The organism is Campylobacter corcagiensis (genome assembly GCF_013201645.1).
In the GTDB taxonomy this organism is placed as follows: Bacteria; Campylobacterota; Campylobacteria; order Campylobacterales; family Campylobacteraceae; genus Campylobacter_B; species Campylobacter_B corcagiensis.
In genome coordinates, this window is the sequence record NZ_CP053842.1 from 1,510,207 (window position 1) to 1,534,763 (window position 24,557).

General features: G+C 33.2%; 24 protein-coding genes. 14 read left to right on the forward strand and 10 right to left on the reverse strand.

Going from position 1 to position 24,557, the window contains the following annotated elements:
* The first annotated feature begins 23 nt into the window (after positions 1-23).
* The 6 genes from CCORG_RS07720 (at position 24) to CCORG_RS07745 (ending at position 7,153) form a co-directional block, all read left to right on the forward strand.
* Positions 24-1,535, forward strand: a complete 1,512-nt coding sequence (locus CCORG_RS07720; protein WP_025801872.1) for a sensor histidine kinase — start codon at positions 24-26, stop codon at positions 1,533-1,535.
* A 9-nt stretch (positions 1,536-1,544) separates the two neighbouring features.
* Complete coding sequence (locus CCORG_RS07725) at positions 1,545-2,213, forward strand: response regulator (RefSeq protein ID WP_025801875.1); 669 nt, start codon at positions 1,545-1,547, stop codon at positions 2,211-2,213.
* Positions 2,213-3,541 (forward strand): L-seryl-tRNA(Sec) selenium transferase, encoded by a 1,329-nt coding sequence (selA, locus tag CCORG_RS07730; protein ID WP_034971326.1) that lies wholly within the window; start codon positions 2,213-2,215, stop codon positions 3,539-3,541. Before CCORG_RS07725 ends, selA begins: the two co-directional genes overlap by 1 nt.
* Positions 3,534-5,360 (forward strand): selenocysteine-specific translation elongation factor, encoded by a 1,827-nt coding sequence (gene selB / locus CCORG_RS07735; protein WP_034971346.1) that lies wholly within the window; start codon positions 3,534-3,536, stop codon positions 5,358-5,360. The genes selA and selB overlap by 8 nt, the downstream gene beginning before the upstream one ends.
* A 60-nt stretch (positions 5,361-5,420) precedes the next feature.
* Positions 5,421-6,341 (forward strand): thioredoxin domain-containing protein, encoded by a 921-nt coding sequence (locus CCORG_RS07740; protein WP_025801881.1) that lies wholly within the window; start codon positions 5,421-5,423, stop codon positions 6,339-6,341.
* A 98-nt stretch (positions 6,342-6,439) separates the two neighbouring features.
* Positions 6,440-7,153: a thioredoxin domain-containing protein gene (locus CCORG_RS07745; RefSeq protein WP_025801882.1), complete on the forward strand. Its 714-nt coding sequence runs from the start codon at positions 6,440-6,442 to the stop codon at positions 7,151-7,153.
* A gap of 54 nt (positions 7,154-7,207) precedes the next feature.
* Here CCORG_RS07745 and CCORG_RS07750 read toward each other — a convergent pair whose 3' ends face one another.
* From CCORG_RS07750 to gltX, 8 genes are all read right to left on the reverse strand, one after another.
* Positions 7,208-7,381, reverse strand: coding sequence for a hypothetical protein (locus CCORG_RS07750; RefSeq protein ID WP_161632375.1), 174 nt, complete (start codon positions 7,379-7,381; stop codon positions 7,208-7,210).
* 77 nt (positions 7,382-7,458) lie between these two features.
* Positions 7,459-8,823, reverse strand: coding sequence for an NADP-specific glutamate dehydrogenase (gene gdhA, locus CCORG_RS07755; RefSeq protein WP_025801884.1), 1,365 nt, complete (start codon positions 8,821-8,823; stop codon positions 7,459-7,461).
* A gap of 244 nt (positions 8,824-9,067) precedes the next feature.
* Positions 9,068-9,748: an MqnA/MqnD/SBP family protein gene (locus tag CCORG_RS07760; protein WP_025801886.1), complete on the reverse strand. Its 681-nt coding sequence runs from the start codon at positions 9,746-9,748 to the stop codon at positions 9,068-9,070.
* Positions 9,745-10,092 (reverse strand): hypothetical protein, encoded by a 348-nt coding sequence (locus CCORG_RS07765; RefSeq protein ID WP_152534240.1) that lies wholly within the window; start codon positions 10,090-10,092, stop codon positions 9,745-9,747. Before CCORG_RS07765 ends, CCORG_RS07760 begins: the two co-directional genes overlap by 4 nt.
* The gene (gene upp, locus CCORG_RS07770) at positions 10,058-10,687 is read right to left on the reverse strand and encodes a uracil phosphoribosyltransferase (protein WP_025801890.1); all 630 of its coding nucleotides are present in this window, start codon (positions 10,685-10,687) and stop codon (positions 10,058-10,060) included. Before upp ends, CCORG_RS07765 begins: the two co-directional genes overlap by 35 nt.
* A gap of 1 nt (position 10,688) precedes the next feature.
* Complete coding sequence (locus tag CCORG_RS07775; RefSeq protein WP_025801892.1) at positions 10,689-12,110, reverse strand: nicotinate phosphoribosyltransferase; 1,422 nt, start codon at positions 12,108-12,110, stop codon at positions 10,689-10,691.
* Positions 12,107-13,363: a malic enzyme-like NAD(P)-binding protein gene (locus CCORG_RS07780; protein WP_025801894.1), complete on the reverse strand. Its 1,257-nt coding sequence runs from the start codon at positions 13,361-13,363 to the stop codon at positions 12,107-12,109. Before CCORG_RS07780 ends, CCORG_RS07775 begins: the two co-directional genes overlap by 4 nt.
* A 70-nt stretch (positions 13,364-13,433) precedes the next feature.
* Entirely contained in the window at positions 13,434-14,837 is a 1,404-nt protein-coding gene (gene gltX / locus CCORG_RS07785; RefSeq protein WP_025801896.1) for a glutamate--tRNA ligase, read from the reverse strand.
* Between the two features lie 83 nt (positions 14,838-14,920).
* On the opposite strand from gltX, the gene CCORG_RS07790 reads away from it, so the two are divergent.
* Positions 14,921-15,751, forward strand: coding sequence for a SurA N-terminal domain-containing protein (locus CCORG_RS07790; RefSeq protein ID WP_025801898.1), 831 nt, complete (start codon positions 14,921-14,923; stop codon positions 15,749-15,751).
* A gap of 15 nt (positions 15,752-15,766) precedes the next feature.
* On the forward strand, positions 15,767-15,925 hold the full coding sequence (locus CCORG_RS07795; RefSeq protein ID WP_161632376.1) for a hypothetical protein: 159 nt from the start codon (positions 15,767-15,769) through the stop codon (positions 15,923-15,925).
* A gap of 135 nt (positions 15,926-16,060) precedes the next feature.
* Here the strand turns inward: CCORG_RS07795 and CCORG_RS07800 are convergent, their stop codons facing one another.
* On the reverse strand, positions 16,061-17,392 hold the full coding sequence (locus tag CCORG_RS07800; RefSeq protein ID WP_025801900.1) for an acetyl-CoA carboxylase biotin carboxylase subunit: 1,332 nt from the start codon (positions 17,390-17,392) through the stop codon (positions 16,061-16,063).
* On the reverse strand, positions 17,392-17,847 hold the full coding sequence (accB, locus tag CCORG_RS07805; RefSeq protein WP_025801902.1) for an acetyl-CoA carboxylase biotin carboxyl carrier protein: 456 nt from the start codon (positions 17,845-17,847) through the stop codon (positions 17,392-17,394). The genes CCORG_RS07800 and accB overlap by 1 nt, the downstream gene beginning before the upstream one ends.
* A gap of 142 nt (positions 17,848-17,989) precedes the next feature.
* On the opposite strand from accB, the gene dcd reads away from it, so the two are divergent.
* The 6 genes from dcd to CCORG_RS07835 all read left to right on the forward strand — a co-directional run bounded on the left by dcd (position 17,990) and on the right by CCORG_RS07835 (position 24,512).
* Positions 17,990-18,550, forward strand: a complete 561-nt coding sequence (gene dcd / locus CCORG_RS07810; protein ID WP_025801904.1) for a dCTP deaminase — start codon at positions 17,990-17,992, stop codon at positions 18,548-18,550.
* A 77-nt stretch (positions 18,551-18,627) separates the two neighbouring features.
* Positions 18,628-20,712, forward strand: coding sequence for a type I DNA topoisomerase (topA, locus tag CCORG_RS07815; protein WP_025801906.1), 2,085 nt, complete (start codon positions 18,628-18,630; stop codon positions 20,710-20,712).
* Positions 20,709-21,221: a YfcE family phosphodiesterase gene (locus tag CCORG_RS07820; protein WP_025801908.1), complete on the forward strand. Its 513-nt coding sequence runs from the start codon at positions 20,709-20,711 to the stop codon at positions 21,219-21,221. Before topA ends, CCORG_RS07820 begins: the two co-directional genes overlap by 4 nt.
* Positions 21,222-22,367, forward strand: a complete 1,146-nt coding sequence (locus tag CCORG_RS07825) for a cation:proton antiporter (protein WP_025801909.1) — start codon at positions 21,222-21,224, stop codon at positions 22,365-22,367.
* 67 nt (positions 22,368-22,434) lie between these two features.
* Positions 22,435-23,748: a citrate synthase gene (locus CCORG_RS07830; RefSeq protein WP_025801911.1), complete on the forward strand. Its 1,314-nt coding sequence runs from the start codon at positions 22,435-22,437 to the stop codon at positions 23,746-23,748.
* Positions 23,748-24,512 (forward strand): 3'(2'),5'-bisphosphate nucleotidase CysQ family protein, encoded by a 765-nt coding sequence (locus CCORG_RS07835; protein ID WP_025801913.1) that lies wholly within the window; start codon positions 23,748-23,750, stop codon positions 24,510-24,512. Before CCORG_RS07830 ends, CCORG_RS07835 begins: the two co-directional genes overlap by 1 nt.
* Positions 24,513-24,557 lie beyond the last annotated feature (45 nt).

The following is a 24,557-nucleotide window of genomic DNA, read 5'->3' on the forward strand; positions in this document are numbered from 1 at the left end:
TTTAAGGCTTTATTAGGAATGTTATGATCAAATGTTTAAAAACAAGACACGATGGCGGTCTTCTTTTTTTAGGAGCGATTTTTTCTGCTACCATAGTTATACTTGTACTTTTTGGTTTTTATGTTATAAATTTAAAAAGTACGATGGATTATATCTACAATAAAAATATAAGTCAAAACATGAAGCTAGATAGCTTTAAAGAGCTGTACTTAAAAGATATAGACTACCCTATATTAAAAACTGATGAGGAACAGCTAAGTTCAATAAAACAAAACATAGACAAACTTCAAAAAGAGTGGAATAACTACCTTCAAACAAACAAAGAGTATGAAAATCAATCCTTCATAAATAGACTTAAACTCTCGCTTTTACTACCCAAAAAAGAGCCAGAATTTATCACTTATGAAAAAAATTTAGAACGCTCAATTGCTCAAATAATAGTCACAATAGATAAAAAGCTAGATAATTTAGAAGATGAAAAACAGCTTCAAGGATACCTTAAATACCTACAAATTCAGATATCTACTCTATCAAATCACAACCTTGAAAATATAAAAAATCTTATAAAAATTGTAAATTCACGCTATGACACAAATTTTAAACTTATGGTTGTAGTTACAATAGGTATGCTTATAGTTTCAACAATTCTACTTTTTCTAACTATAAGAAGTGTTAGAATTTTAAACATAAAACTAGAAGAGAGCGTAAGAGAAAAAACTGAAGAATTAAGAGTTTTAAACCAAAATTTAGAACAAACTCTACAAAAAGAGATAGAACTCTCAAGAGTTAAGGATAAAACTATACTTTCTCAAGCCAGAATGGCAAGCATGAGTGAGATGCTAGAAAATGTAGCTCATCAGTGGAGACAGCCACTTAGCTTAATATCTATGATAATACAAAGCTTTGAAACAAAAGCTTTAAAAAATAAACTTAACAATGAATTTATAAAAAAACAGGTAGAAGAAGGTCTATTTTTAACAAATTCTATGTCAAAAACACTAAGTGATTTTCAAAATTTCTTTAGTCCAAACAAAGCAAAAGAGACTTTTAGTCTAAATAGTGCAATCCTTAGCGCTCTTAAAATCACAAAAATATCTCTAAACAAAAAAGGAATTTCAGTTGAATTTAATCAAGATAGTAACTATGCTATTTACTCATATAAAAACGAACTTATACAAGTCATAATCAACATCATAAACAATGCAAAAGATGCGATAAATGAAAACAGTAAACATAAATTTATCATTATAAAAGCATATGAAGAAAACAATATGACTGTTATTGAGATAACTGATAGTGGCGGCGGAATTGACGATGATATAGTAGATAAAATTTTTGATCCATATTTTACAACCAAACACAAAAGCATAGGAACTGGCATAGGACTTTACATGAGCAAAAATATAATTGAGAAACATATTAAAGGTGAATTAAATATAAAAAATGTTATACTTAACAAATTTAATAGGAATTTTGTATGTGCAAGATTTATCATTAAAATACCAATGCGAGATCTAATATCAAAATTCGAGTAAAGGCTACAAATGAAAGAGTATAACTTAGATGTTTTGACCAAATTTAACATTTTATATTTAGAAGATGAGATCAATCTTTTAAGGCAAACCACAGCTGTTTTAGAGGATTTTGTAAACTCTGTTTTTGCATGTAGCACCACAGAGCAAGCTTATAAAATTATGAAAAACAAAAAAGTAGATGTTATAGTTAGCGATATTTTACTTGATCAAACTACAGGAATTGAGTTTTTAAAGACATTAAGAGCTGATGGATTTAACACACCTGTAATATTTGTGACAGCTCATGACAAATCTGAGTTTTTACTTGAAGCTATCAGACTAAAGGCAAGCGACTATCTTATAAAACCTATGAATATAAAAGATCTTTTAAAATCACTATATAAAGTTCTTTTAAATAGCATTAAAAACGAAGAGATAGAAAAAAATGAAGCTATTATCAAGATGATAGCGGTTGTTACTGATACAAAAGCTGTAGAACTTATCAAATTTTTTATGAGCAAACTTGATAATGATATGACTTTTAACCATACTTATAATGACATAATGGATAATATCGACATAAGCAAACCTACGATTATTAAAATCTTTAAGCAACTTATAGACTCAGGAATCATTACAAAAATTCAAAACTCAAAATACAGACTAAACCCCAATGCTTTGATAAATTTGGAGCTTTGATGAGACTTCCAAAGGTAGATAAAGTTGCTAATAAAGATGAGTTTAAAGGGCTTTTTTATCCACTTATTCTTAGGCTTACAAAAGTTGTCATAGAAGAACAAAGAGCTAAAATGCTTGAAAATTTAGACTCTTTTGATGAAAACAGCATAGAAGATATAGTTGTAAATGAAATTTTAAAACGCTATAAAAACTATCAAAATTTAGAACTAAAACCACTCATAAACGCAACTGGAGTAGTACTTCACACAAATTTAGGAAGAGCTCCAATCCACCCTGAAATTTTACGCCGAGCAAGCACTACTATACAAAGCTACTCAAATTTAGAGTATGATTTACAAAGTGGCAAGCGTGGACAAAGATATGAGTATACCTCTCTTTTAGCTAAAGAGCTTTTTGGGCGTGATGCTATAGTTGTAAATAATAACGCAAGTGCTGTGTTTTTGATCCTTAATACATTTGCGAAAAACAAAGAAGTTGTGCTTAGTCGTGGAGAGCTTGTAGAGATAGGTGGAAGCTTTAGAATACCTGAAGTTATGAGTAGTTCAGGGGCTATTTTAAAAGAAGTTGGCACTACAAACAAGACAAATTTAAACGACTATGAAAACGCTATAAATGAGCAAACTTCAATGCTTATGAAGGTTCATAAGTCAAATTTTAGCATTCAAGGTTTTAGCCAAAGTGTAAATTTAGATGGTATTGTAAATTTAGCTAAAGAAAAGCAAATTTTGGATTATTACGATCTTGGAAGTGCTTATATAAATCCTCTTCCTTACGCTCTAGGAAAAGATGAACCACCACTTAGCAAAGTCCTAAAAACAGGCATTAGCTTAGTTAGCTTTAGCGGCGATAAGCTATTTGGAAGTGTTCAGTGTGGCATCATCGTAGGAAAAAAATCTCTACTTGATAAACTTCGCAAAAACCAACTCTTTAGAATGCTTAGAGTTGATAAAGTAACCTTAAGCATTCTAAATGAGACAATAAAAGCATATATAAATAAAGAATTTGATCTAATAACTGCTACAAGTCAAATTTACAAAGACACAGACGCTCTTTTAGGCTTAGCAAACGCCCTTCAAGAAAAAGTCAAATTTGATACAAAAGTCATCCAAACAAAAACTGTCGTTGGCGGTGGAACCCTGCCAAATAAAGAGTATCCTAGTATAGCTTTAGCTTTTAAAGGCGATAGTGAGTGGTTTGAGCTTAAATTTAGGCAAAATGGAGTTATAGGAAGAATAGAAAATGGTAGCTTTTTGCTTGATTTTAGAAGCGTTTTAGATAAAGACTTGGATAGTCTAAAAGAAATTTGTGAAAGAATTTATAATGAGTAAAACTAGTAGCATCATCATAGGAACTTCAGGTCATATAGATCACGGAAAAACCGCACTTATAAAGGCACTAAATGGTGTTGATGGCGATAGGATGGAGAGTGAAAAAGAGCGTGGCATTACGATAGATTTAAGCTTTTCAAATTTAAAAAAAGGTGATCAAAATATCGCTTTTATAGACGTGCCAGGACATGAGAATTTAGTCAAAACCATGATAAGTGGAGCTTATGCTTTTGATGCTTGTTTGCTTGTTGTAGCAAGCGATGACTCACTTATGCCACAAACTAAAGAGCATATAGAAATTTTATCACTTTTAAATGTAAAAAGCATTATTTTATGTATAACAAAGTGTGATTTAACAACAAAAGATAGGCAAGATGCGGTCGAAGCTGAAGTAAATGATGAAATTTCAAAGTACAAAAATTTAAGCATCTTAGAGACTTTTAGAGTTAGCATTAAAGATGAACTTAGCATTAATGAACTTAGAAACTATCTTTTTACCATAACTCCAAAGCCAAGAGATATTAGCCCACTAACTAGATACTACATAGATAGAGTTTTTAGTGTAAAAGGTGCTGGAACGGTAGTTACTGGAAGTCTTATTGAAGGCGTTATTAGAAAAAATGAAAAGCTTCATCTTCTTGATGTCGATAAGCAAACAACTGTAAAAAGCATAGAAGTTCATGACGATCAAAGAGAATTTGTAGAGTCTCCAAATCGTGTAGCACTAAATTTATCAAATTTATCAGTTAACAGTATCAAAAAAGGTTTTATTTTAAGCAAAAAAGGTTTTTTTAGAGGGTTTAAAGAAGCAGATTGCTTGTTTCATGGTGAAATTTCACATAAAGAAGAGATTGTTTTTTGCGTAGGAAGTAAGCAAAGTGCGGCTAAAGCCTTGATACTAAGTTCTAAAGATAACTCAAGTTTTATAACATTTAAATTTAACGAAACTATGTTTTTAAAATTTAACGAACCTTTTGTAGTTTTATCAAATTCTCGCGTAATAGGCGGCGGCAGGATTTTAAATCCCGTTTTAGAACCCCTTAAGAAAAATAACAAAACAAAGCTTCTTTTAGCCTTGATGAATGAAAATTTCAAAGACGCTTTTGAAATTTTAACCGCTTCTCACAAGCATGGCTTTGGGCTTATATCATCTTTTCAAAGATTTAACTTAAGTCATGAAGATGCCTTAAATATCGCTGAAAAGATAAATGGTGTTTTTGTCGATAAAAAAGGGCTTTGTATATACCAAAATGAAGCGATAAATGATCTAAAAGATATAGTTAAATTTATAATATCTAAAAACCCTCTAGCTATATTTTCAGCAAATAGCATTAGTCTTAGAGTAAACTGGGCTAGCGAGGACTTTTCGCAATTTGTTTTAGATGAGCTTTATAACAAAGGAGTCGTTGATAAAAACGGGTCACTTTTTGTAAAAAAAGGCGTTAGTTTTGATGAGATAGAGCGTAGTTTAAACAGTAAGATTTTAGATATATTATCAAATGCTGGACTAACTCCTGATGCACCTTATAATATCTACGATAGCCTTGATATAGATAGGCAAAGTGGCGATAATGCCTTTAAAGCTTTAACTAATTCTAAAAAAATAGTCCGCCTAGCTCACAATCTTTTTGTTACAACTGAAAACCTAAATTTAGCAATGAGAAAAATTAGAGAAATCATCAAAAAAGATGGCTTTGCAAATGTTAAAAATGTCAAAGATGAACTAAATTTTAGCCGTAAATTTGCCATAGCTTATCTTGAGTATCTAGATAAATTTGATGACATAGCTAAAAACGGTGATAATCGTGTATTTGCTTAAAGTTACTTGAAATTTACAATTAAAATATAAAATAAAATAATTTTTTAAAAAAGGATAAAAATGAAAAAATTTGCACTACTATCTTTAGTTGCGACCTGTTCGCTTTTTGGATTAACTAATGATGAACTTAAAGAAGTTTACACTTCTAGTTTGATGCCAGGAACTGGTGTTGAGATAATCGAGCGTGAAGCACTAAAAGAGATAGCAGGCGTTGATAGAGTTGTGATCGAAATAAGCAGCCATGGAAATTCTCAAAGAAGCGTGATATTCATAAAAGATGGTTATATAATTCCAGATGTTTTAGATGCCAAAACAGGTAAAAGCTACGCTGCTGAGTTTAACTATAAAGAACAACAAAGATTAGCTTTAGAGTCATTTAACAATATAGTTTTTTCGGATAAAAAAGAAATTGACGGCGTTAAAGGCATACAAAGTGCGATGATTAAAACAAAAGAGGGAAATGTAGACAGTGGTGATATAGTTTTAATGAGTGGCGATTACCTTGTGCGTGATTTAATAGACCCAAAAACAGGCAAAAGCTTTCTTGGAGAGTATCTTTTAAAACAGAGCAATGAGAAAATAGCTAAAATTTATAAAGATGAAAAATACATCATCAAAGTAGGAAATGGCGATAAAAATGCCACAACTGTGCTATTTACAGATCCTATGTCAGCTCACTCAAAAGATACAATAGCAACCCTTGATAGACTTTTAGAAAAATTTAATGTTGAAGTTATCTCACTTAGTTCAGTTGGTGGAGAAGCCTCAATAGCACTAAATGCTGATATGTACGAAGAGATAAAAGCTACAAAAGACAGCAGCAAAAACTTAGAAATTCTAAAAAAATACTATAATGGCGAAGTAAACGCTACAAAACCAAGCGAGGATAGTAAAAAAGAGATGGCTGAACTTACAAGCAGATATATAAAAGCAGGTGTTAATAGCGTACCAAGGGCTGTTAATAAAGATGATTTGAAGTAAATTTAAGGGCAAATTTATGCCCTTACTTTAAATTCTCTTTACGAGATATTAACACTACACATATATAATTTTTTAAATTTTAAATACAAAGGTAAAATATGAAAAAAATATTTCTAGCTTCAATTGTAGCGGCAAGTTCGCTTTTTGCATTGACAAACGATGAGATTAAAGGCTTATATTCAAATCTTCCACACGGTCTAACAATCGAGATAGAAGATAGATCTGAAGTTAAAGAATTTCCTGGCGTTGATATGGTTGTGATAAAAGTAACTGATGGAAAGATGAGCCAAACAGATGTTGTTTTTACAAAAGATGACTTTATGATTCAAGATCTTTTTAACGCAAAAACAGGCGTAAGCTATAAGGATGATTATCTAAGAGCGCAAACAAACAAAAATATAGCTCAAGTTTATAAAAAAGAAGATTCTAAAAATATCATCAAACTAGGCGATGATGATAAAAAACCAACAACGCTAATCTTTAGCGATCCAAGATGTCCACACTGTCAAAACACAGTAGCAAATCTTGATAGTATTTTGAAAGATTCAAATGTTGAGCTTATATCACTAAGCTTTATCGGTGGTCCTGACTCAGTAGCAAGAAATGCTAAAATGTACGAAGAAGCAGGCAAAGAAAAAGATCTTAAAAAAAGAGTTGAAATAGTTCAAAAATACTACAAAACAGAGACAAAAGTCGATCCTGCCAGTGAAGCCGATTCAAAAGCCATGATTGATATCACAAACAAATACTCAAACGCTGGTATTAATAGCGTACCTTATATCATCGAAAAATCAAAACTAAAACTTGACTAAAAAAGGGTGAAATTTCACCCTTTCAACTTCTAAACATTTGTTCAAAACTAAAAATTAATGCGTAGGAATTTTAACTTTTTTTATATCTTTTGCATCTTTATTGCTAAAAAAATCTCTTTTTACCAAACCATCTTTAGATGATGAATTCTTATCTTTTATGCTTAAATTTTCATCAGAATTTGTAAAGCCCAAACTAAACGCAAAAGCTAAAATAGCTAAAATTCTCACTATAAATCCTTTTAAATTTATTATGGTATTTTACATAAAAGTGGCAAACAAATTTTAAAATTTGCCACCAAATTTGGCTATATATAGCCTTGATCTATCATAGCATCAGCTACTTTTTTAAAGCCTGCTATATTTGCCCCAAGGACTAAATTTCCAGGTTTTCCATATTCAACAGATGTTTGATATGCTATATCAAAGATATTTTTCATAATATTTTTAAGCTCACCATCAACTCTATCAAAACTCCAGCTTGTCATACTTGCATTTTGCTCCATCTCCAAACCACTTGTTGCAACGCCTCCTGCATTTGCTGCTTTACCTGGACAGTAGATAAAGTCATCATGAGATAGCATAAACTCCATAGCTTCATGAGTTGATGGCATATTTGCACCTTCGCAAACAAGCCTACAGCCATTAGCGTATAGTGTTTTTACATCATCTAAATTTAGCTCATTTTGAGTCGCACTTGGAAAAGCTGCTTGGCAAGGGACATCATATACTTCATTTCTGCCACTTTTGTAGTCATTTACACTTACAAATTTAGCACTTTTTTTCTCTTTAGCATACTCACTAAGACTAGCTCTTCTTACCTCTTTTATCTCTTTTAGAAGTGCAATGTCAACTCCTTCTTCATCATAAACATACCCTCTTGAGTCACTTACTGTAACTGGTGTAGCACCAAATTCATAAAGTTTTTGGGCAGTATAAATAGCCACATTTCCAGCTCCACTTATCACGCATCTTTTGCCGTCTAAGCTTTTGCCTTTCTTTTTAAGTGCTTCAGTAGCAAAGTAAACCGAACCATATCCAGTAGCTTCAGTTCTTGCCAAACTTCCACCCCAACTAAGTCCTTTTCCAGTCATAGCTCCATCAAAACGCCCTGTTAGTTTTTTATACTGACCATACATATAGCCTATCTCTCTAGCTCCAACGCCGATATCGCCTGCTGGAACGTCCTTAACATCTTCTATAAGCTTATACAAATCATTCATAAAAGCCTGACAAAAACGCATAATCTCACCATCACTTTTGCCTTTAGGATCAAAATTCGCACCACCTTTGCCACCACCTAAATTTAGTCCAGTTAGTGAGTTTTTGAAAATTTGCTCAAAACCTAAAAATTTAAGCACATCTAAATTTACTGTTGGGTGAAATCTAAGTCCGCCTTTATAAGGTCCAAGACTTGAGTTAAACTGAACTCTATAGCCAAAATGAACCTGAGCCTTGCTGTTATCATCAATATAAACAGTTCTAAAAATGGTAGTTTTTTCAGGCATTACGATTCGCTCTAAGACGCTGTGTTTTTGGTACTTTGGCTCTTTGTCTAAAAGCGGAGTTAAATTTGTCAAAACTTCCCTTGCTGCTTGAAAAAATATCGGCTGTCTTGGCGAAACTCTTTTTATATGCTCTAATACTTCGTTGATGTAACTTTGCGAACTCATCTTACTCTCCTAAACAATAAATTTAAAAAATTATAACAAATTTGTAATGGAATTTAAGATATAAATTTAGTAGGTGAAATTTTTAAGAATTTTTTTGATCTGCCTTTATGTGGTTATTTTTACTAAAAAAATCATATAAATTTAATTTAGCTTAAATTTATAATTTTGTTACCATACGCAACACTCTTATGAAAATTTATAAAAATTTAATAACATTTTTAAGGATACGAGTTGGCTTATGTGTTTAGTTTGGGTTGAAATTTAATGCTCGTGATTTTTTAAGATAAAGCTTGAGTGCTTTTTTCTCTTTTGCTTGAATTTGATAACTTATGTAGTTTAAATACCATAAAATTTCACTCTTTTTTATGCCCCTACTTTTTGCGTAACGCTCCAAAATATATTGTGGGATTTTTATCTTTTTCTTTAAAAAACTCTTAGTTAAACGCTCATATGAACTCTTAGAGTCAGTTAAGCAAAAAACCGCAAAAACAAATGGCAAATTTGTCTTTTCATGCCAAATTCTACCCATATCATAAAAGCTCTCTTCGCCGCCTTCTTTAAGATATGCCCTAAGAGCGTTATCTCCTATGATAACCTCACCATTTAAACCCAAAACCTTACTTAGCATATTTGACGCCATAGAAGCGGGGTCTAGTTTTTTAGGGCTATTTTTGCGAACTAAAACGCTGATGACCTCTTTTTTGGCAACAATGCCCATATTTAATTTAGTGTATTTCTTACGCCTACTTTCAATGCTAGATATTACAGCAGCGTCCACGCTTCTTTTTGCGAGTTTTTTACAAAGTACACTTGGAACATCTTTTTTATAATCAATACTTTTTTTAACAGCACTTGGAAGTGGGTATTTTTTTAAAAAAACATGAAAAGGGAGTAAATTTAGATAATCAATCTTACCAAATATCACAGCTTAACCTTTGGAATAGGAACGACTTTAAAGGCTCGTCCATCGCCAAAATCAACTCTAGCATATTTGCTATCAAAGCAAACTTTTGCACCATCACCTTGCATACAATCTTTATTAACTCCTAAAAGAGCATAACTCATACCGCTGCTATCTTTCATAGTAGCGGTTTTAAAGTTATCATCGCTTTTTAAGCTAAAGCTTACTCCGTTAAGTCCTACAAAATATATAGCTTCATTACTATCTTTAGAACTTAAGCTCTTACTAGCACAAGATATTAAAATTCCAAGAATAAAACCAAACAGGCTAAATTTAGCTATTTGTGTTAAAGACCCTATCACCCGCATCACCTAATCCTGGAACGATATATCCTTTTTCATTTAGTCCTTTATCTATGGCTGCTACATAAACCTCAACATCTGGATAAATTTTATTAAATCTTTCTAGGCCGTCTGGAGCTGCGATTATAGAGATAAATTTTATATCTTTTACACCTTTTTCTCTTAGAAATTTAACAGCATCAATTGCTGTTCCACCTGTTGCAAACATCGGATCTATAATGTAGGCGGTTCTTTGTTTATAGTCACTTGGAAGTTTAGCGTAGAAAAATTCAGCATCAAGAGTTTCTTCATTTCTTTGAAATCCTAAAAACCCTACACTTGCTGCAGGAATAAGTTTAAATACAGCATCAAGCATACCAAGAGCGGCCCTTAAAATCGGACAAATCATAATTTTTGTTGATAATTTTTTGCCATCAGCTGTGGCAACTGGAGTATCGATTTTAGCGCTTTTAAGCTCTAAATCTCTGCTAGCTTCAAAAAGCAAGAGATATGTTATCTCATCTATTAGCATTCTAAACTGAAATGGATCAGTGTTTTTATCTCTTAAAATAGAGATTTTATGCTCTATTAATGGATGTGAAATTTTAAAAATATTTTTCATCCTAACTCCTATGTTTTGTTAGTAAATTCTCTCTTATATCCCAAAGTTTTTGAGATAAATCCACTTTGTATGTTGGTGGTTTAACATTTCTTAGATACTCACTCCACATGCTCTGTTTTTCAGATTTAGTTGTTTGAGCTATATCTTTTACGCTCTTTTTTTCTCCTACAAATTTGCCATTTTCAAACAGTGGTTTTAGAAGTTTTTTGGTATAGAAATTTTGAAGTTTATATCTTTTGTATGTGTATAAAGGGTGAAAAATCTCTAAGCTTTCTAAATTTTCAAAGCTCTCACCATCTAAGCATATAACATCGGCTAAAGCCTTGTGAGTATCTTTATCATAAAATCTAAACACCTGCTTAAGCCCTGGGTTATTTATCTTTCTAGGATCGTTTGAAATTTTTATTTTTGGCTCTACTTTGGAATTTCTTTCAACTCCACTTAGCTTATAAACCCCGCCTAAACTCGGGCTATCTTGCGAAGTTATAAGCTTTGTACCAACGCCGTAACTATCTATTTTAGCACCACTTTGATAAAGGTGTTCGATTGCATACTCATCTAAGTCATTTGACGCTGTTATTTTAGCATCTTTAAAACCAGCATCATCAAGCATCTTTCTAGCTTCTTTGGTTAAATATTCTAAATCTCCTGAGTCTATGCGAATTCCAAGCGGCTCGTGACCTTTATCTCTCAACTCTTTAAAAACAGTAATGGCATTTGGAAGACCACTATTTAAAACATCATATGTATCAACTAACAAAAGAGTGGCGTTAGGATACATTTTTGCGTATGCTCTAAAGCTTTCTAGCTCGCTATCAAAGCTTTGAACCCATGAGTGAGAGTGCGTTCCAAGTGCTGGTAAGTTAAATTTAGCGGCTGCTTCGACATTTGATGTGCCTATACAGCCACCTACAAAAGCTGCTTTTGCTCCATATAGTCCTGCACTTCTACCTTGTGCTCTTCTTAGTCCAAATTCCATAACGCTAGCATTTTTTGCACTTTCACATACTCTTGAAGCTTTAGTAGCGATTAGGGTTTGAAAATTTACGGTATTTAAAATAGCAGTTTCTATTAACTGAGCTTCTAAGATATTAGCTCTTACGCGGATTAGTGGCTCATGAGCAAAAACGATACTTCCCTCATCTATCGCATAAATTTCACCACTAAATTTAAAGCTCTTAAGATACTCTAAAAACTCATCTTTAAAATACCCACTCTTTTTTAGATAAGCTATATCATCAGGGCTAAATTTAAGCTCTTGTATATACTCTATAACTTCATTTATACCACATAAAATAGCATAAGCCCCGCCACTTGGGGCTTTTCTAAAATACATATCAAAAACAGCTACTTCTTTAGGTTTACTAAAAAAGTAGCCTTGCATCATACTAAGTTGATAGAAGTCTGTAAATAACGCTCTCATAATTTTATGTTTTTAAGGCTATCTCTATAAGAATTTTCATCAAATTCTTTAACCCTTGTAACCCCTGCATCAAAGGCTGCTTTTGCAACTGCTGGTGCTACTGCAAAAAGTACTCTTTTATCAAATGGATTTGGAATAATATAGTCTTTACCAAAGCTAATCTTATCTACACCCATTTTTTCACAAACATCAGCTGGAACTGGCTCTTTTGCCAAATCCGCTAAAGCTTTAGCAGCTGCCATTTTCATCTCTTCAGTTATAAATTTAGCTTGAACATCAAGAGCACCTCTAAATATATAAGGAAACCCTAAGACATTATTAACTTGATTTGGATAATCACTTCTTCCTGTTCCTACCATAGCATCATCCCTAATACTATGAACATCTTCAGGATAAATTTCAGGTACTGGGTTAGCTAAAGCAAAGATTATTGGATTACTTGCCATGCTTTTTACCATATCTTTTGTTAAAACTCCACCTTTACTTAAACCTAAAAACATATCCGCATCTTTTATAGCATCTTCTAAAGTTCTAGCGTCTGTATCTATGGCAAAGTAAGCTTTTTCAGGACTTAAATTCTCCCTACCACTATGAATAACACCTTTTGAATCAAGCATTATAATATTTTTAACTCCGATTTGCTGATACATCTTAGCGCATGCTATTCCTGCTGCACCACTTCCACTAACTACAACTTTTAAATCACTAGCTTTTTTACCACTTATTTCTAAAGCATTGATAAGTCCAGCTGTTGTTATGATAGCAGTTCCGTGCTGGTCATCGTGCATAACTGGAATATTAGTTTCTGCTTTTAATCTTTTTTCTATCTCAAAGCACTCTGGAGCTTTTATATCTTCTAGATTTATGCCACCAAAAGTTGGAGATATAGCTTTACAAATTTCAATTATCTTATTTGGATCTTTCTCATCTATCTCAATATCAAAAGCATCAACGCCTGCAAATTTCTTAAATAAAACCGCTTTTCCTTCCATAACTGGTTTTGATGCTTGCGCACCAATATCACCAAGACCTAAAACTGCTGTACCATTACTAATAACTGCTACTAAATTTGACTTATTTGTATACTTGTAAGCCAAATCTGCATTACCATCTATCTCTTTGCAAGGTTCAGCAACACCTGGACTATAAGCCAAAGTTAAATCCTTAGAGCTCTCAAAAGGAGTCTTAACCTCAACACTTATCTTTCCACCTATATGGTAGTTTAAAGCTTCTTCTTTTGTGTATTTTGCCATTTTCTATCCTTAAATTTATTTTATTTTGCGAATTTTATCCAAAATTAACTTTATATAGTATAAATACCCACTAAATGGAGCTATTTTTACTAAATTCCAGTAAATTTGATATTCTATTTTTAAGTTCAGTAGTGCCAATTATTTCCATTACTTCAAATATTCCAGGACTTACACTTGTGCCAGTTATAGCAACCCTTAAAGGCTGAGCGATGTCTTTTAGTTTGGCTGAATTTTCATCTAAGAATTTCACAGTTATCTCTTCATAAATTCTAGTATCAAGGTCGTTATCGCCTAAAATTTCGCTATATTTTTCTAAAAGCTCTATGCTTTGTGGCTTTATAAATTTTTTATAAGCTTTTTGGTCATAAGTTGTTGGCGCTTTTAGGATATTTAAAGCTGAATTTGCCATCTCAACTAAAGTAGTACTTCTCTCTCTTAAGCTATCAACTAAAAGCTTAGCGTGCTTTACAGGGTCTAAATTTACCCCAAATTCTTTTAACTCATCTTTTAAACGCTCAAAACTTGCCTCTTTTATATAATGCTGATTTAGCCACTCAAGTTTGCTTTGGTTAAATGTACTTGCGGATTTGCTAAGATTATTAGGATCAAAAAACTCTTTAAGCTCATCCATGCTAAATATCTCATCATCACCATGACTCCAGCCAAGTCTTACTAAGAAATTTAGAAGTGCTTCTGGCAAATAGCCCATCTTTTTATACTCCATCACATCAGTTGCACCATGCCTTTTAGATAGCTTTGCACCATCGCTTCCATTTATCATTGCGACATGGTAGAATTTAGGAACTTCAAAACCAAGTGCATTGTAAAGAATGATCTGTTTTGGAGTATTTGAAAGGTGATCATCGCCGCGTATCACATCAGTTACGCCCATTAATGCATCATCAATTACTACAGTAAAGTTATAAATCGGGCTTTTATCACTTCTTGCGATAACAAAATCATCAATCATATCAGCAACTTCAAATTTAACTTCGCCTTTTACTCCATCCACAAACTCAATCGTTCCGCTTGTTGGAGCTTTTATCCTTATAACAGGATCTATTCCAGCTGGTGGAGTTCCTTTAAAATCGCGGTATCTACCATCATATCTAGGTCTTTCTTTTCTTGCAATTTGCTCATTCCTTAAATCGTCAAGCTCTTCTTTACTCATATAACATTTATAAGCTTTACCTTCATCAAGTAGCTTTTGGATATATTTTTTATAAATTTCCATTCTCTCACTTTGATACTCTACAGTTCCATCAAAATCCAGTCCTGTCCACTCAAAAGCTTCAAGTATTGCCTTTGTAGCTTCTATTTTATTTCTTTTAAAATCCGTATCTTCAATACGAAGCAAAAATTTACCGCCATTTGCTCTAGCGTATAAATAGTTATAAAGCGCAGTTCTTAATCCTCCTATGTGAAGATATCCAGTAGGAGAAGGTGCAAAACGAGTAATTATCTTTTTAGTCATATTCTTCCTTTGTTTTCTAATTCATAGTTATTTTATGATATAATCGCAATTATAGTCTTATAAGCTTAAATTAAAGGTTTTTTATGAAAAAAAAGTTACTTTTTATAGTCGCGTTTGCATTTAGCATATCTAACGCAGCACCAGTAAATTGGGTAGTTACAAAGGTTAATAATGAGCCTATTACGAACTACGAAGTTACTCAGATGATGAAAATGATGAAAACAAATGATAAAAACAGAGCCCTTGAAGCTCTCATTAATCAAAAGCTTCAAATTTCAGAGATAAAAAAGCAAGATATTGCAGCAGCACCATTTGAAATAGACCAACAAATTCAAAGAATGGCAAAAGCAAATGGAGTAAGCGTGGAGAAATTTAAAGCAAGAGCTAAAAACAACGGCATAAGCGAAGCTGAACTTAGAGATGAAACTGCCAAAAGTATAAAACAAAGCAAACTCTTAGGAAATGTTTTTGCTAGGGCTGATGAGAGAGTAAAGCCTGAAGATGCACTAAATTTTTATAACCAAAACAAGATGCTTTTTATGAATTTCTCAGCGGTTAATGCAACAAGATATGCAGCTCAAACAAAGCAAGAGATCGTAGATGTAACTAGAGGAAAATTTGGACCAAAAGTTTTTAGCCATAAAATAACAATCCCAAGAGCGCAGCTAAACAACGAAACAGCTTATGTGTTTATGAATATGAAAAATGGTGCTTTTACTCCTGTAATGCAAAATCCTCAAGGATACTGGGAAGTGCTAAGGGTTGACTCAAAAAGCGGAATGGTTGCAAAAAGCTTTGAAGAAGTTAAGCCTCAAATTCTAAACATGATGGCTGAAAAAGAAAGAGCAAAAGCAGCTGAAAGTTACTTTGAAAAGCTTAAGGCTGAAGCTGTTATTGAACATGTAAACAGATAAATTTAGGGCATAAATTTGAAAAATTTTACTAAATTTATATCTATTTTTTTACTTATATTTATGCTTTTTGGATGTTCAAGCAAAAACACTTCTGTAGGTGGAAGTGGGGCTGCCGTTCACTCAAATAGCAGCAGCGGATATGCTGGAATGTTTAGTATAGGCAGGAGTTTTTAGCTTTAAAAACTAAATTGCTACTATTAGAAATTTATCATTTTAAATGTATCTTAAATTTATAGCAATCACTTAAGTCTAAATTTTCAAATTTGATTAGAAATAGAAATTTGGGCAAATTTTCATTGCCCTTAAATTTTAATAGTGCTTGGTTAGATAGTTAGTATCGTAGTTATTTGTGACAAAATCTTCATTATCCATCATAGATATGTGGAAATTTTTGGTGCACTTTATTCCTTGTATTATGAGCTGATCAAGTGCAACTTTCATCTTTGCAATAGCTTTCTCTCTACTACTAGCATAAACAACAAGTTTTCCTATCATGCTATCATAAAATGGCGGAACAACATATCCTTCATAAATATGGCTATCCCAACGCACATTTCTACCATTTGGAGCTACGAATTTAGAAATTTTTCCAGGACAAGGAGCAAAGCTTTTTGGATCTTCAGCTGAGATTCTACACTCAATTGAGTGTCCTTTTAAGCTTATCTCATCTTGGCTTGGAAGCTTTTCACCTTCAGCTACCCTTATCATCCACTCAACTATATCAAGCCCACTTACCATCTCACTTACACAGTGTTCAACTTGAAGCCTTGTGTTCATCTCTATGAAATAAAACTCTTTTGATGCTTGATCGTATAAAAACTCAAATGTCCCTGCACCACTATAGCCTATAGCCTTTGTGGCATCAACTGCTGTTTTATGAAGTTTTTTTCTAGTATCTTCATCAAGTATAACAGCTGGACTTTCTTCTATAAGTTTTTGATGGCGGCGTTGCATTGAACAGTCTCTTTCTCCTACATGAATAACATTTCCATGCTCATCGCCTATAACTTGAACTTCGATATGGCGTGGATTTTGAATATACTTTTCTATATACATCGCTCCATTTCCAAAAGCAGAAAGAGCCTCACTTTCAGCTGACCAAAAGTTCTTTTCTATATCTTCTTCTTTCCATACTACACGCATGCCACGACCACCGCCGCCAGCTGCAGCTTTTAATATAACAGGATACCCCATCTCATTTGCTAAATTTTTTGCCATTTCTACATCTTTTAGCACACCATCGCTTCCTGGTACAACTGGAACGCCAGCTCTTTTCATAAAGCTTTTAGCCTTACTCTTATCACTCATAAGACTCATAGCATCTACGCTTGGCCCTATAAATTTAATGCCTTCTTTTTCACAAATTTCAACAAATGTTTGATTTTCACTTAAAAAACCATATCCTGGAAATATCGCATCGCTTTCACTAATCTGAGCAGCTGAAATAATAGCTGGAATATTTAAGTAGCTATCACTACTTCTTGGCGGACCTACACAGATACTTGCATCTGCGTATTTTACATAAAGAGCGTCTTTATCTGCAGTTGAGTAGATAACAACAGCCTCTTTTCCCATCTCTTGGATAGTTCTTAAGGCTCTCAAGGCTATCTCGCCACGATTTGCTATTAGAATTCTCTTCATTATAGCTTCTCCACCTCAATGATTGGCATATCATACTCAACTGGCTGACCATCAGCAACTAAAATATCCAAAACCCTACAGTCAAACTCAGCTTCTATCTCATTCATTATCTTCATAGCTTCGATAATTCCAACAACTTCACCCTTTCTAATAGTCTGTCCAACGCTTACAAAAGGCTTTGCTCCAGGGCTTGGGGCCATATAAAATGTTCCTACCATAGGTGAGTTTATCGTACTATCTTTTTTAGGATGAGCCTCACTACCATTTACCACTAAATTTATAGGCTGGGGAGTTACAGCTTGTGGAATTGGTGTAGGACACATATCTGGAGTAAATTCAGGTACTTCTACACTTCTTTTTAGCTCTATTTCAAAATCATCTTGTTTTATTTTAACCTTTCCAATGCCTGAGGCTTCAAAAAATTTCATAAGCTCTTTTATCTCATCTATCTTCATAATAGCTCCTTTTTAATATTAAATGCTAAATTAGTAATTTTACTTAGTTTTTATAAAGCTTAGTTAAACATAATAAATTTTATGAGAATTTAAAATTTGAAACTTAAAAATTTTTTGCTATAATTTTGAAAAAAGGATTAAAATGGGTCTAAAAAGTGATGGGTGGATAAAAGAACAAAGCCTTAAAAATGAGATGATAACGCCGTTTTGTGAGGAAAATATAGGAAGTGGTGTAGTAAGCTATGGGCTTTCAAGTTATGGGTATGATATAAGAGTAGCTGATGAGTTTAAAATTTTTACAAATGTTGGTGGAACAGTCGTTGACCCAAAGAATTTTGATGAAAAAAATGTTGTGGATTTTAAAGGTGATATCTGCATAGTTCCACCAAATTCTTTTGCTTTAGCTAGAACTGTTGAGTACTTTAAAATGCCTAGAAATGTCCTAGCAATCTGCCTTGGCAAAAGCACATACGCAAGATGTGGAATAATAGTAAATGTAACGCCATTTGAACCAGGATTTGTTGGGCATATCACAATTGAAATTTCAAACACAACCCCACTTCCAGCTAAAATTTACGCAAACGAAGGAATTGCTCAAGTACTATTTTTAGAAGGCGATGAGCCATGTCTTGTAAGCTATGATGAAAAAAAAGGCAAATACCAGAGCCAAACAGGAATAACTCTACCTAAAATACTAAAATAAATTTGTAAAATAATTTAATAAATGTTAATAAATTTAGGTAAAATACGCAAAAAATTTGAAAGTGATAGTTTATAAACATGAAAAATTTAGTAATAGTAGAATCCCCAGCAAAAGCAAAAACAATAGGACGATTTTTAGGCGATGAGTATAAAGTTATAGCATCTAAAGGTCACATTAGAGATCTGCCAAAATCAAGCTTTGGTATTAAGATAGATGAAAATGGCTTTACCCCACAGTATAGGATAAGTAGTGATCACTCAAGCCTTGTAAAAGAGATAAAAGAGTTAGCTAAAAAAGCTAATCAAATTTACCTTGCAACGGATGAAGATAGAGAAGGTGAAGCAATTGCTTATCACATAGCAAAAGCTATAGATAAAGATCCAGCAAAACTTCCTAGAATCGTATTTCACGAAATCACAAAAGATGCTATCACTCACGCTGTACAAAACCCTAGAAATTTAGACGAAAGTAGCGTAAATGCTCAGCAAACTAGAAGGCTTCTTGATAGGATAGTTGGATATAAACTTAGCCCTTTACTAGCTAGTAAAATTCAGCGTGGTCTTAGTGCTGGTAGAGTTCAAAGCTCAGCACTTAAGATAGTTGTAGATAAAGAACGAGAAATTCAAGCTTTTGTTCCTGTAGAGTATCACAGCATCGATGCAGTGTTTAAAAAAGATCTAGAAGCTGAGTTTATAAAATTTGATGATAAAAAGATGGATAAACTTTCAGTTAAAACCTCTGATGAAGCAAAAATGATAGTTGATGTTATAAAAGGTGAAAATTTTAATATAACTAATATAGAAAGCAAAGAGCGTAAAACAAACCCTCAACCGCCATTTATGACTTCAAGTCTTCAGCAAGCTGCAAGTTCGACTCTTGGCTTTAGCCCTAAAAAAACAATGATGTTAGCACAAAGCTTATATGAAGGCGTAAATGCCCCACACGGCGGAGCTATAACATATATGAGAACAGATAGCTTAAATTTAGCATCATCAGCTGTTAAAGCAGTAAGAGATATGATAAAAAGTGACTACGGCTCAAAATACCTTCCAACCAAACCAAACTCATATGTTACAAAAAGTAAAGGTGCTCAAGAAGCTCACGAAGCCATCCGACCAACAGATCTAAATTTTACTCCACAAAGAGCTGCTACAGCTCTTCCAAAAGATGAAGCAAGGCTTTATACGCTTATTTATAACCGCTTTGTAGCGTGTCAAATGACACCAAGTATAAGCGAACTTCAAAGTGTTTTTGTAAGCTCTAAAAGAAGTGAGTTTAAAATAAATGGTAGAAAAGTGCTATTTGATGGTTTTTATAGAGTATATGGCGATCTTGATAGAGATAAAATTTTGCCAAATTTAAGCGTAGGCGATGAGATGAGTTTACAAAAAGTATCATCAAAACAAAATTTCACAGAACCGCCTGCAAGATATAGCGAAGCAAGTTTGATTAAAAAACTTGAAAGTTTAGGCATTGGAAGACCATCAACTTACGCTCCAACCATATCTATACTTACCGCTAGAAAATATGTAGAAATCACAAAAAAGCAGCTTGTCCCAACACAGATTGCTTTTAAAGTAATTGAACTACTTGAAAAGCACTTTACAAACATAGTTGATAGCGAGTTTACTTCCAAAATGGAAGCAAAGCTTGATGATATAGCTGAAGATAAGGCTGATTGGCAAGAGGTTTTAAAAAATTTCTATACCCCTTTTATGGCTGAAATAGAAAAAGGTAAAAAAAATATAAAAAGCCTTAAAAAACCAGCCGAACCAATAGGTGAAAAATGTCCTGAGTGTGGCAACGAACTAGTAAAAAGAGGTGGAAGATATGGAGAATTTATTGCGTGTTCAAATTTTCCAAAATGCAAATATAGTCGAAATTTAGAAAACAATAAAAATGAAAAAGCGTCCAAGAAAGAACCAGTCTCAACAGGAGTTAAATGCCCTGAGTGCGGTAGTGGCGAAGTAGTTGAAAGGTTTTCAAGGCGTGGTAAATTTTATGGTTGTTCAAACTATCCAAAATGCAAATTTACAAGTAACTACGAAATAGTTCCTAAATCATGTCCTGAATGCTCTGAAAAATATATGGTTAAAAAAGAGCTAAAAAAAGGAACTTTTTATGAGTGTTTAAAGTGCAAATTTAAGGAGCAAATTCTTTGAGGTTAAAATTTGGTGTTATATCTGATTCTCACCATAGAAGCGATGTAGCAAAGAGCGCTATAAATTTTTTAAAAGATTGTGGAGCAGATTTACTAATACACGCTGGTGATATAGTAGAACACGCAACCCTTAAAGATTTAAAGCACTCAAATTTGCCATATGTTGCTGTTTTAGGCAACAATGACAAAGAGTTGCAAAAATATAAAAAAGAGTTTAACCTCTTTAAAGAGCCATATAATTTTGATTTTAATGGCTTTAAATTTCGCCTAGCACACTATCCTTACTATTTAAAAGGAGACGCTGATATTTTTATATATGGACATACTCATGTTTTTAGCGTTACGAAATGTAACAACTCTTTATATTTAAACCCAGGTGAAATTTGTGCTAGAAAAAAGCCAAAATTTGAGTGTGTTTTAGTCGAGTGTGAAAAGCAAAATTTAATAAATTCATTTAAAATAGATAAATTTGAAAGCCATATAAACGAAATCTGCTGGCAAGAGGTCTAAATGAACGAACTTTTAATTCTTATAACTTTAGCTTTTATTATATTCGCATCGCCTTATGTTGCAACTTTTATAAAGCTTCCTACATCTGCGACTGAGATTTTACTTGGTATTATTTTAGGAACTATTGGGCTTTTACCAGATAGCCAAAGCTTTAAAACAGTAGCTGATGTTGGGTTTTATTACCTTATGTTTTTAGCCGGGATGAAAGTAGACTTAAGAGTGCTTCTTAGAACTGATAAATTAACACTTAATAACACGCTTTTATTTTTAGCTGCATCATATGCTCTTGCTGGGCTTTTTATATATATTTTTAGTCTTAATCTTATATATTTAATAGTTCTTCCGATAATGAGTGTTGGAATTTTATCTACTCTTTATAAAGAGTATGGAAATGACACTAAATGGCTAAATACAGCGATGTTCGTAGGAGTTGTTGGAGAGGTTATAAGTATTGCTTTACTTACGGTTTTTGGTGCTTATATAGAAAATGGATTTGGCGTAAAGCTTTTTATAAATCTTGGCGCATTAATTGGTTTTTTAGTTGTTGTAGGGCTTATTTTTAGGTGGGTTGATGTATTTTTTTGGTGGTTTCCAGATACAAAAAAAGCCCTTATGCCACAATTTGATAAAAACGAAAAAGATATCCGCTTGTCCATATCGCTTCTTTGTATTGTGATTGCTGTTATGATTATTTTAAAGCTTAAAATCGTCATTGGAGCCTTTATAGCAGGAATGTTTATACCTACTTTTTTTGGTTATAAAAAAGACCTTCCAGCTAAACTTGAAAGCTTTGGATTTGGATTTTTAGTTCCGATATTTTTTGCTTATATTGGTTCTACTGTAAATTTAAGCGTTCTTTTTAACCCTATAGTTGCAAAAAGCGTAGTGTTTTTAACGATTCTTATGCTTTTAATAAGAGTCGTGCCTGCTTTTGTATTTTACAAAGAGCTTCAAAGCATAAAAGAGGTTTTACTCTATGGAGTTAGTTTGGGTATGCCTTTAACTCTACTCATCGCAACCGCAACCGTAGGATATGGCTCAGGATATATCGGAAGTGATGCTTACTACTCTATGGTTTTAGCAAGTGTGCTTCAAGCTATAATATGTACTACTTTAATAAAAATTATATATGACTCAAAGATATAAACTCCACTATACTAAACTTAAATTTTAGAAATTTATGATATTATAACTTTTTTATAAGGAGTAAACCATGTCAAACACAGCAACTTTTACAGATAACAGAAACGGTAAGACTTATGAATTTCCTATAATTGATGGCGAACTTGGTCCATCAGTGGTTGATATATCAAATTTTTACACCCAAACAGGTATGTTTACCCTTGATAAGGGCTATACTTCAACTGCCATGTGCAAATCAGCCATAACATATATAAATGGCGAAAAAGGTGAACTAAGACACCGTGGTTACGATATCGCATGGCTTGCTGAAAACAAAGTTTTTTTGGATGTAGTCCATCTTCTACTACACAAAAAACTTCCAAGCCAGAGCGAACTTGACGCTTTTAGAAAAAAACTAAAAACAAAATCTTTCATAAATGAAAGAATGTTAGGTCTTTTTAATGCTTTTCCAGATAAAGCCCATCCTATGGCAGTTTTACAAGCTTGCGTGGCAACACTTAGTGCTTACTACTCAAGAGATATGAACTATGATGATCCGCATGAATACATGGAATTAGCTGAAAGATTGGTAGCAAAAATGCCAACTTTAGCAGCTTTTTACTACCGTCATGCTATGGGTTATCCGCTGATTTATCCTGATTTAGATCGTGGATTTACAGAGAATTTTCTTTATATGATGAGAAGTTTTCCACACTCTCATGTTGATATAAGATCCATTGAAGTAAAAGCATTAGATACTGTACTTATGCTTCATGCAGACCACGAACAAAACGCCTCAACCACGACTGTTAGAACAGTTGCATCAACCCACTCTCATCCATACTCATGTATAAGTGCTGGAATCGGGGCTTTATGGGGGCATGCTCATGGCGGTGCAAACGAAAGCGTTGTTAGACAGCTTGAGGCTATTGGAAGCGTTGAAAATGTAGATAAATACATAAAAAAAGCAAAAGATAAAGATGATCCATTTAGACTTATGGGCTTTGGTCATAGAGTTTATAAAAACTACGATCCAAGGGCAAAGGTTTTAAAAGGCTTAAGAGATAAGCTAGTAGATGAGCTTGATATTGATTCAAATTTAATCAAAATAGCAAATAGAATAGAAAAAATAGCTCTTGAAGATGAGTATTTTGTAAGTAGAAATTTATATCCAAATGTTGATTTTAACTCAGGACTTATCCTAAAAGCCCTAAATATACCAACTGATATGTTTGCTGTGATGTTTGTCATCGGCAGAGCTCCTGGCTGGATGGCACAGTGGATGGAACTAAAAGAGCAAGGAAACATGAAAATAGTTCGCCCAAGACAGCTTTACATAGGACCTAAAATAGGTTGCGAAGAAAATACTTCTAAAAATGACATCGAGTACTCAGGAAAACAGTAATGGAGCCTTTAGAAATTGCAGTAAGGGCGGCAAAAAAAGCTAGTAAAGAGATTTTAAAACATTATGATAATTTTGAAATTTATACAAAAGAAGATAAAAGCCCTTTAACTACAGCTGACCTTGCTGCAAATGAAGCATTAGTTAAAGAACTAAGTAAAACAGGCGTTAAAATTTGCTCTGAAGAGAGCATTTTAGGAGATGATGAAAGGGTAAAAGAAGAGCAGTTTTGGCTAGTCGATCCACTTGATGGCACAAAAGAATTTATAGCTCAAAATGATGAGTTTTGCGTTTGTATTGCTCTTATAAAAAGTGGTCGCCCAATACTTAGCGTTATAGCTATTCCGTGTAAAGACGAAATTTTTTATAGCGGTGGCGGCAAAGTAGTTTATAGAAATGGTGAAATTTTAAAGCCAAAAGATAAAACGCTAAATCTTTTTTTGATGGGAAAACATGGCTCAAGCAAAAAAAGAGAGGAATTTGCTAAGAAATTTGGCTTTGAAATTAAGGCTATAGGCTCTGCGATTAAATTTTGCCGTATCACTGAAAATTTGGCTAGCACTTATGCAAGACTTGGACCATCTTCGCTTTGGGACATCGCAGCTGGGGATTTTTTAGTAGAACAAAGTGGTGGCGTTACGATAGATCTTACCACTATGGAAAAGCCACTCTACAACCGCCCTACTTTGATAAATAATCCTTACTTAGTTGTGGATAAAAACCATGTAGAAAATTTAGATAAATATTTAGAGTTTTTTAAAGATTAACTCCAAATTTTGTTATAAATTTTAAGCATATTAAATTTAGTGTGA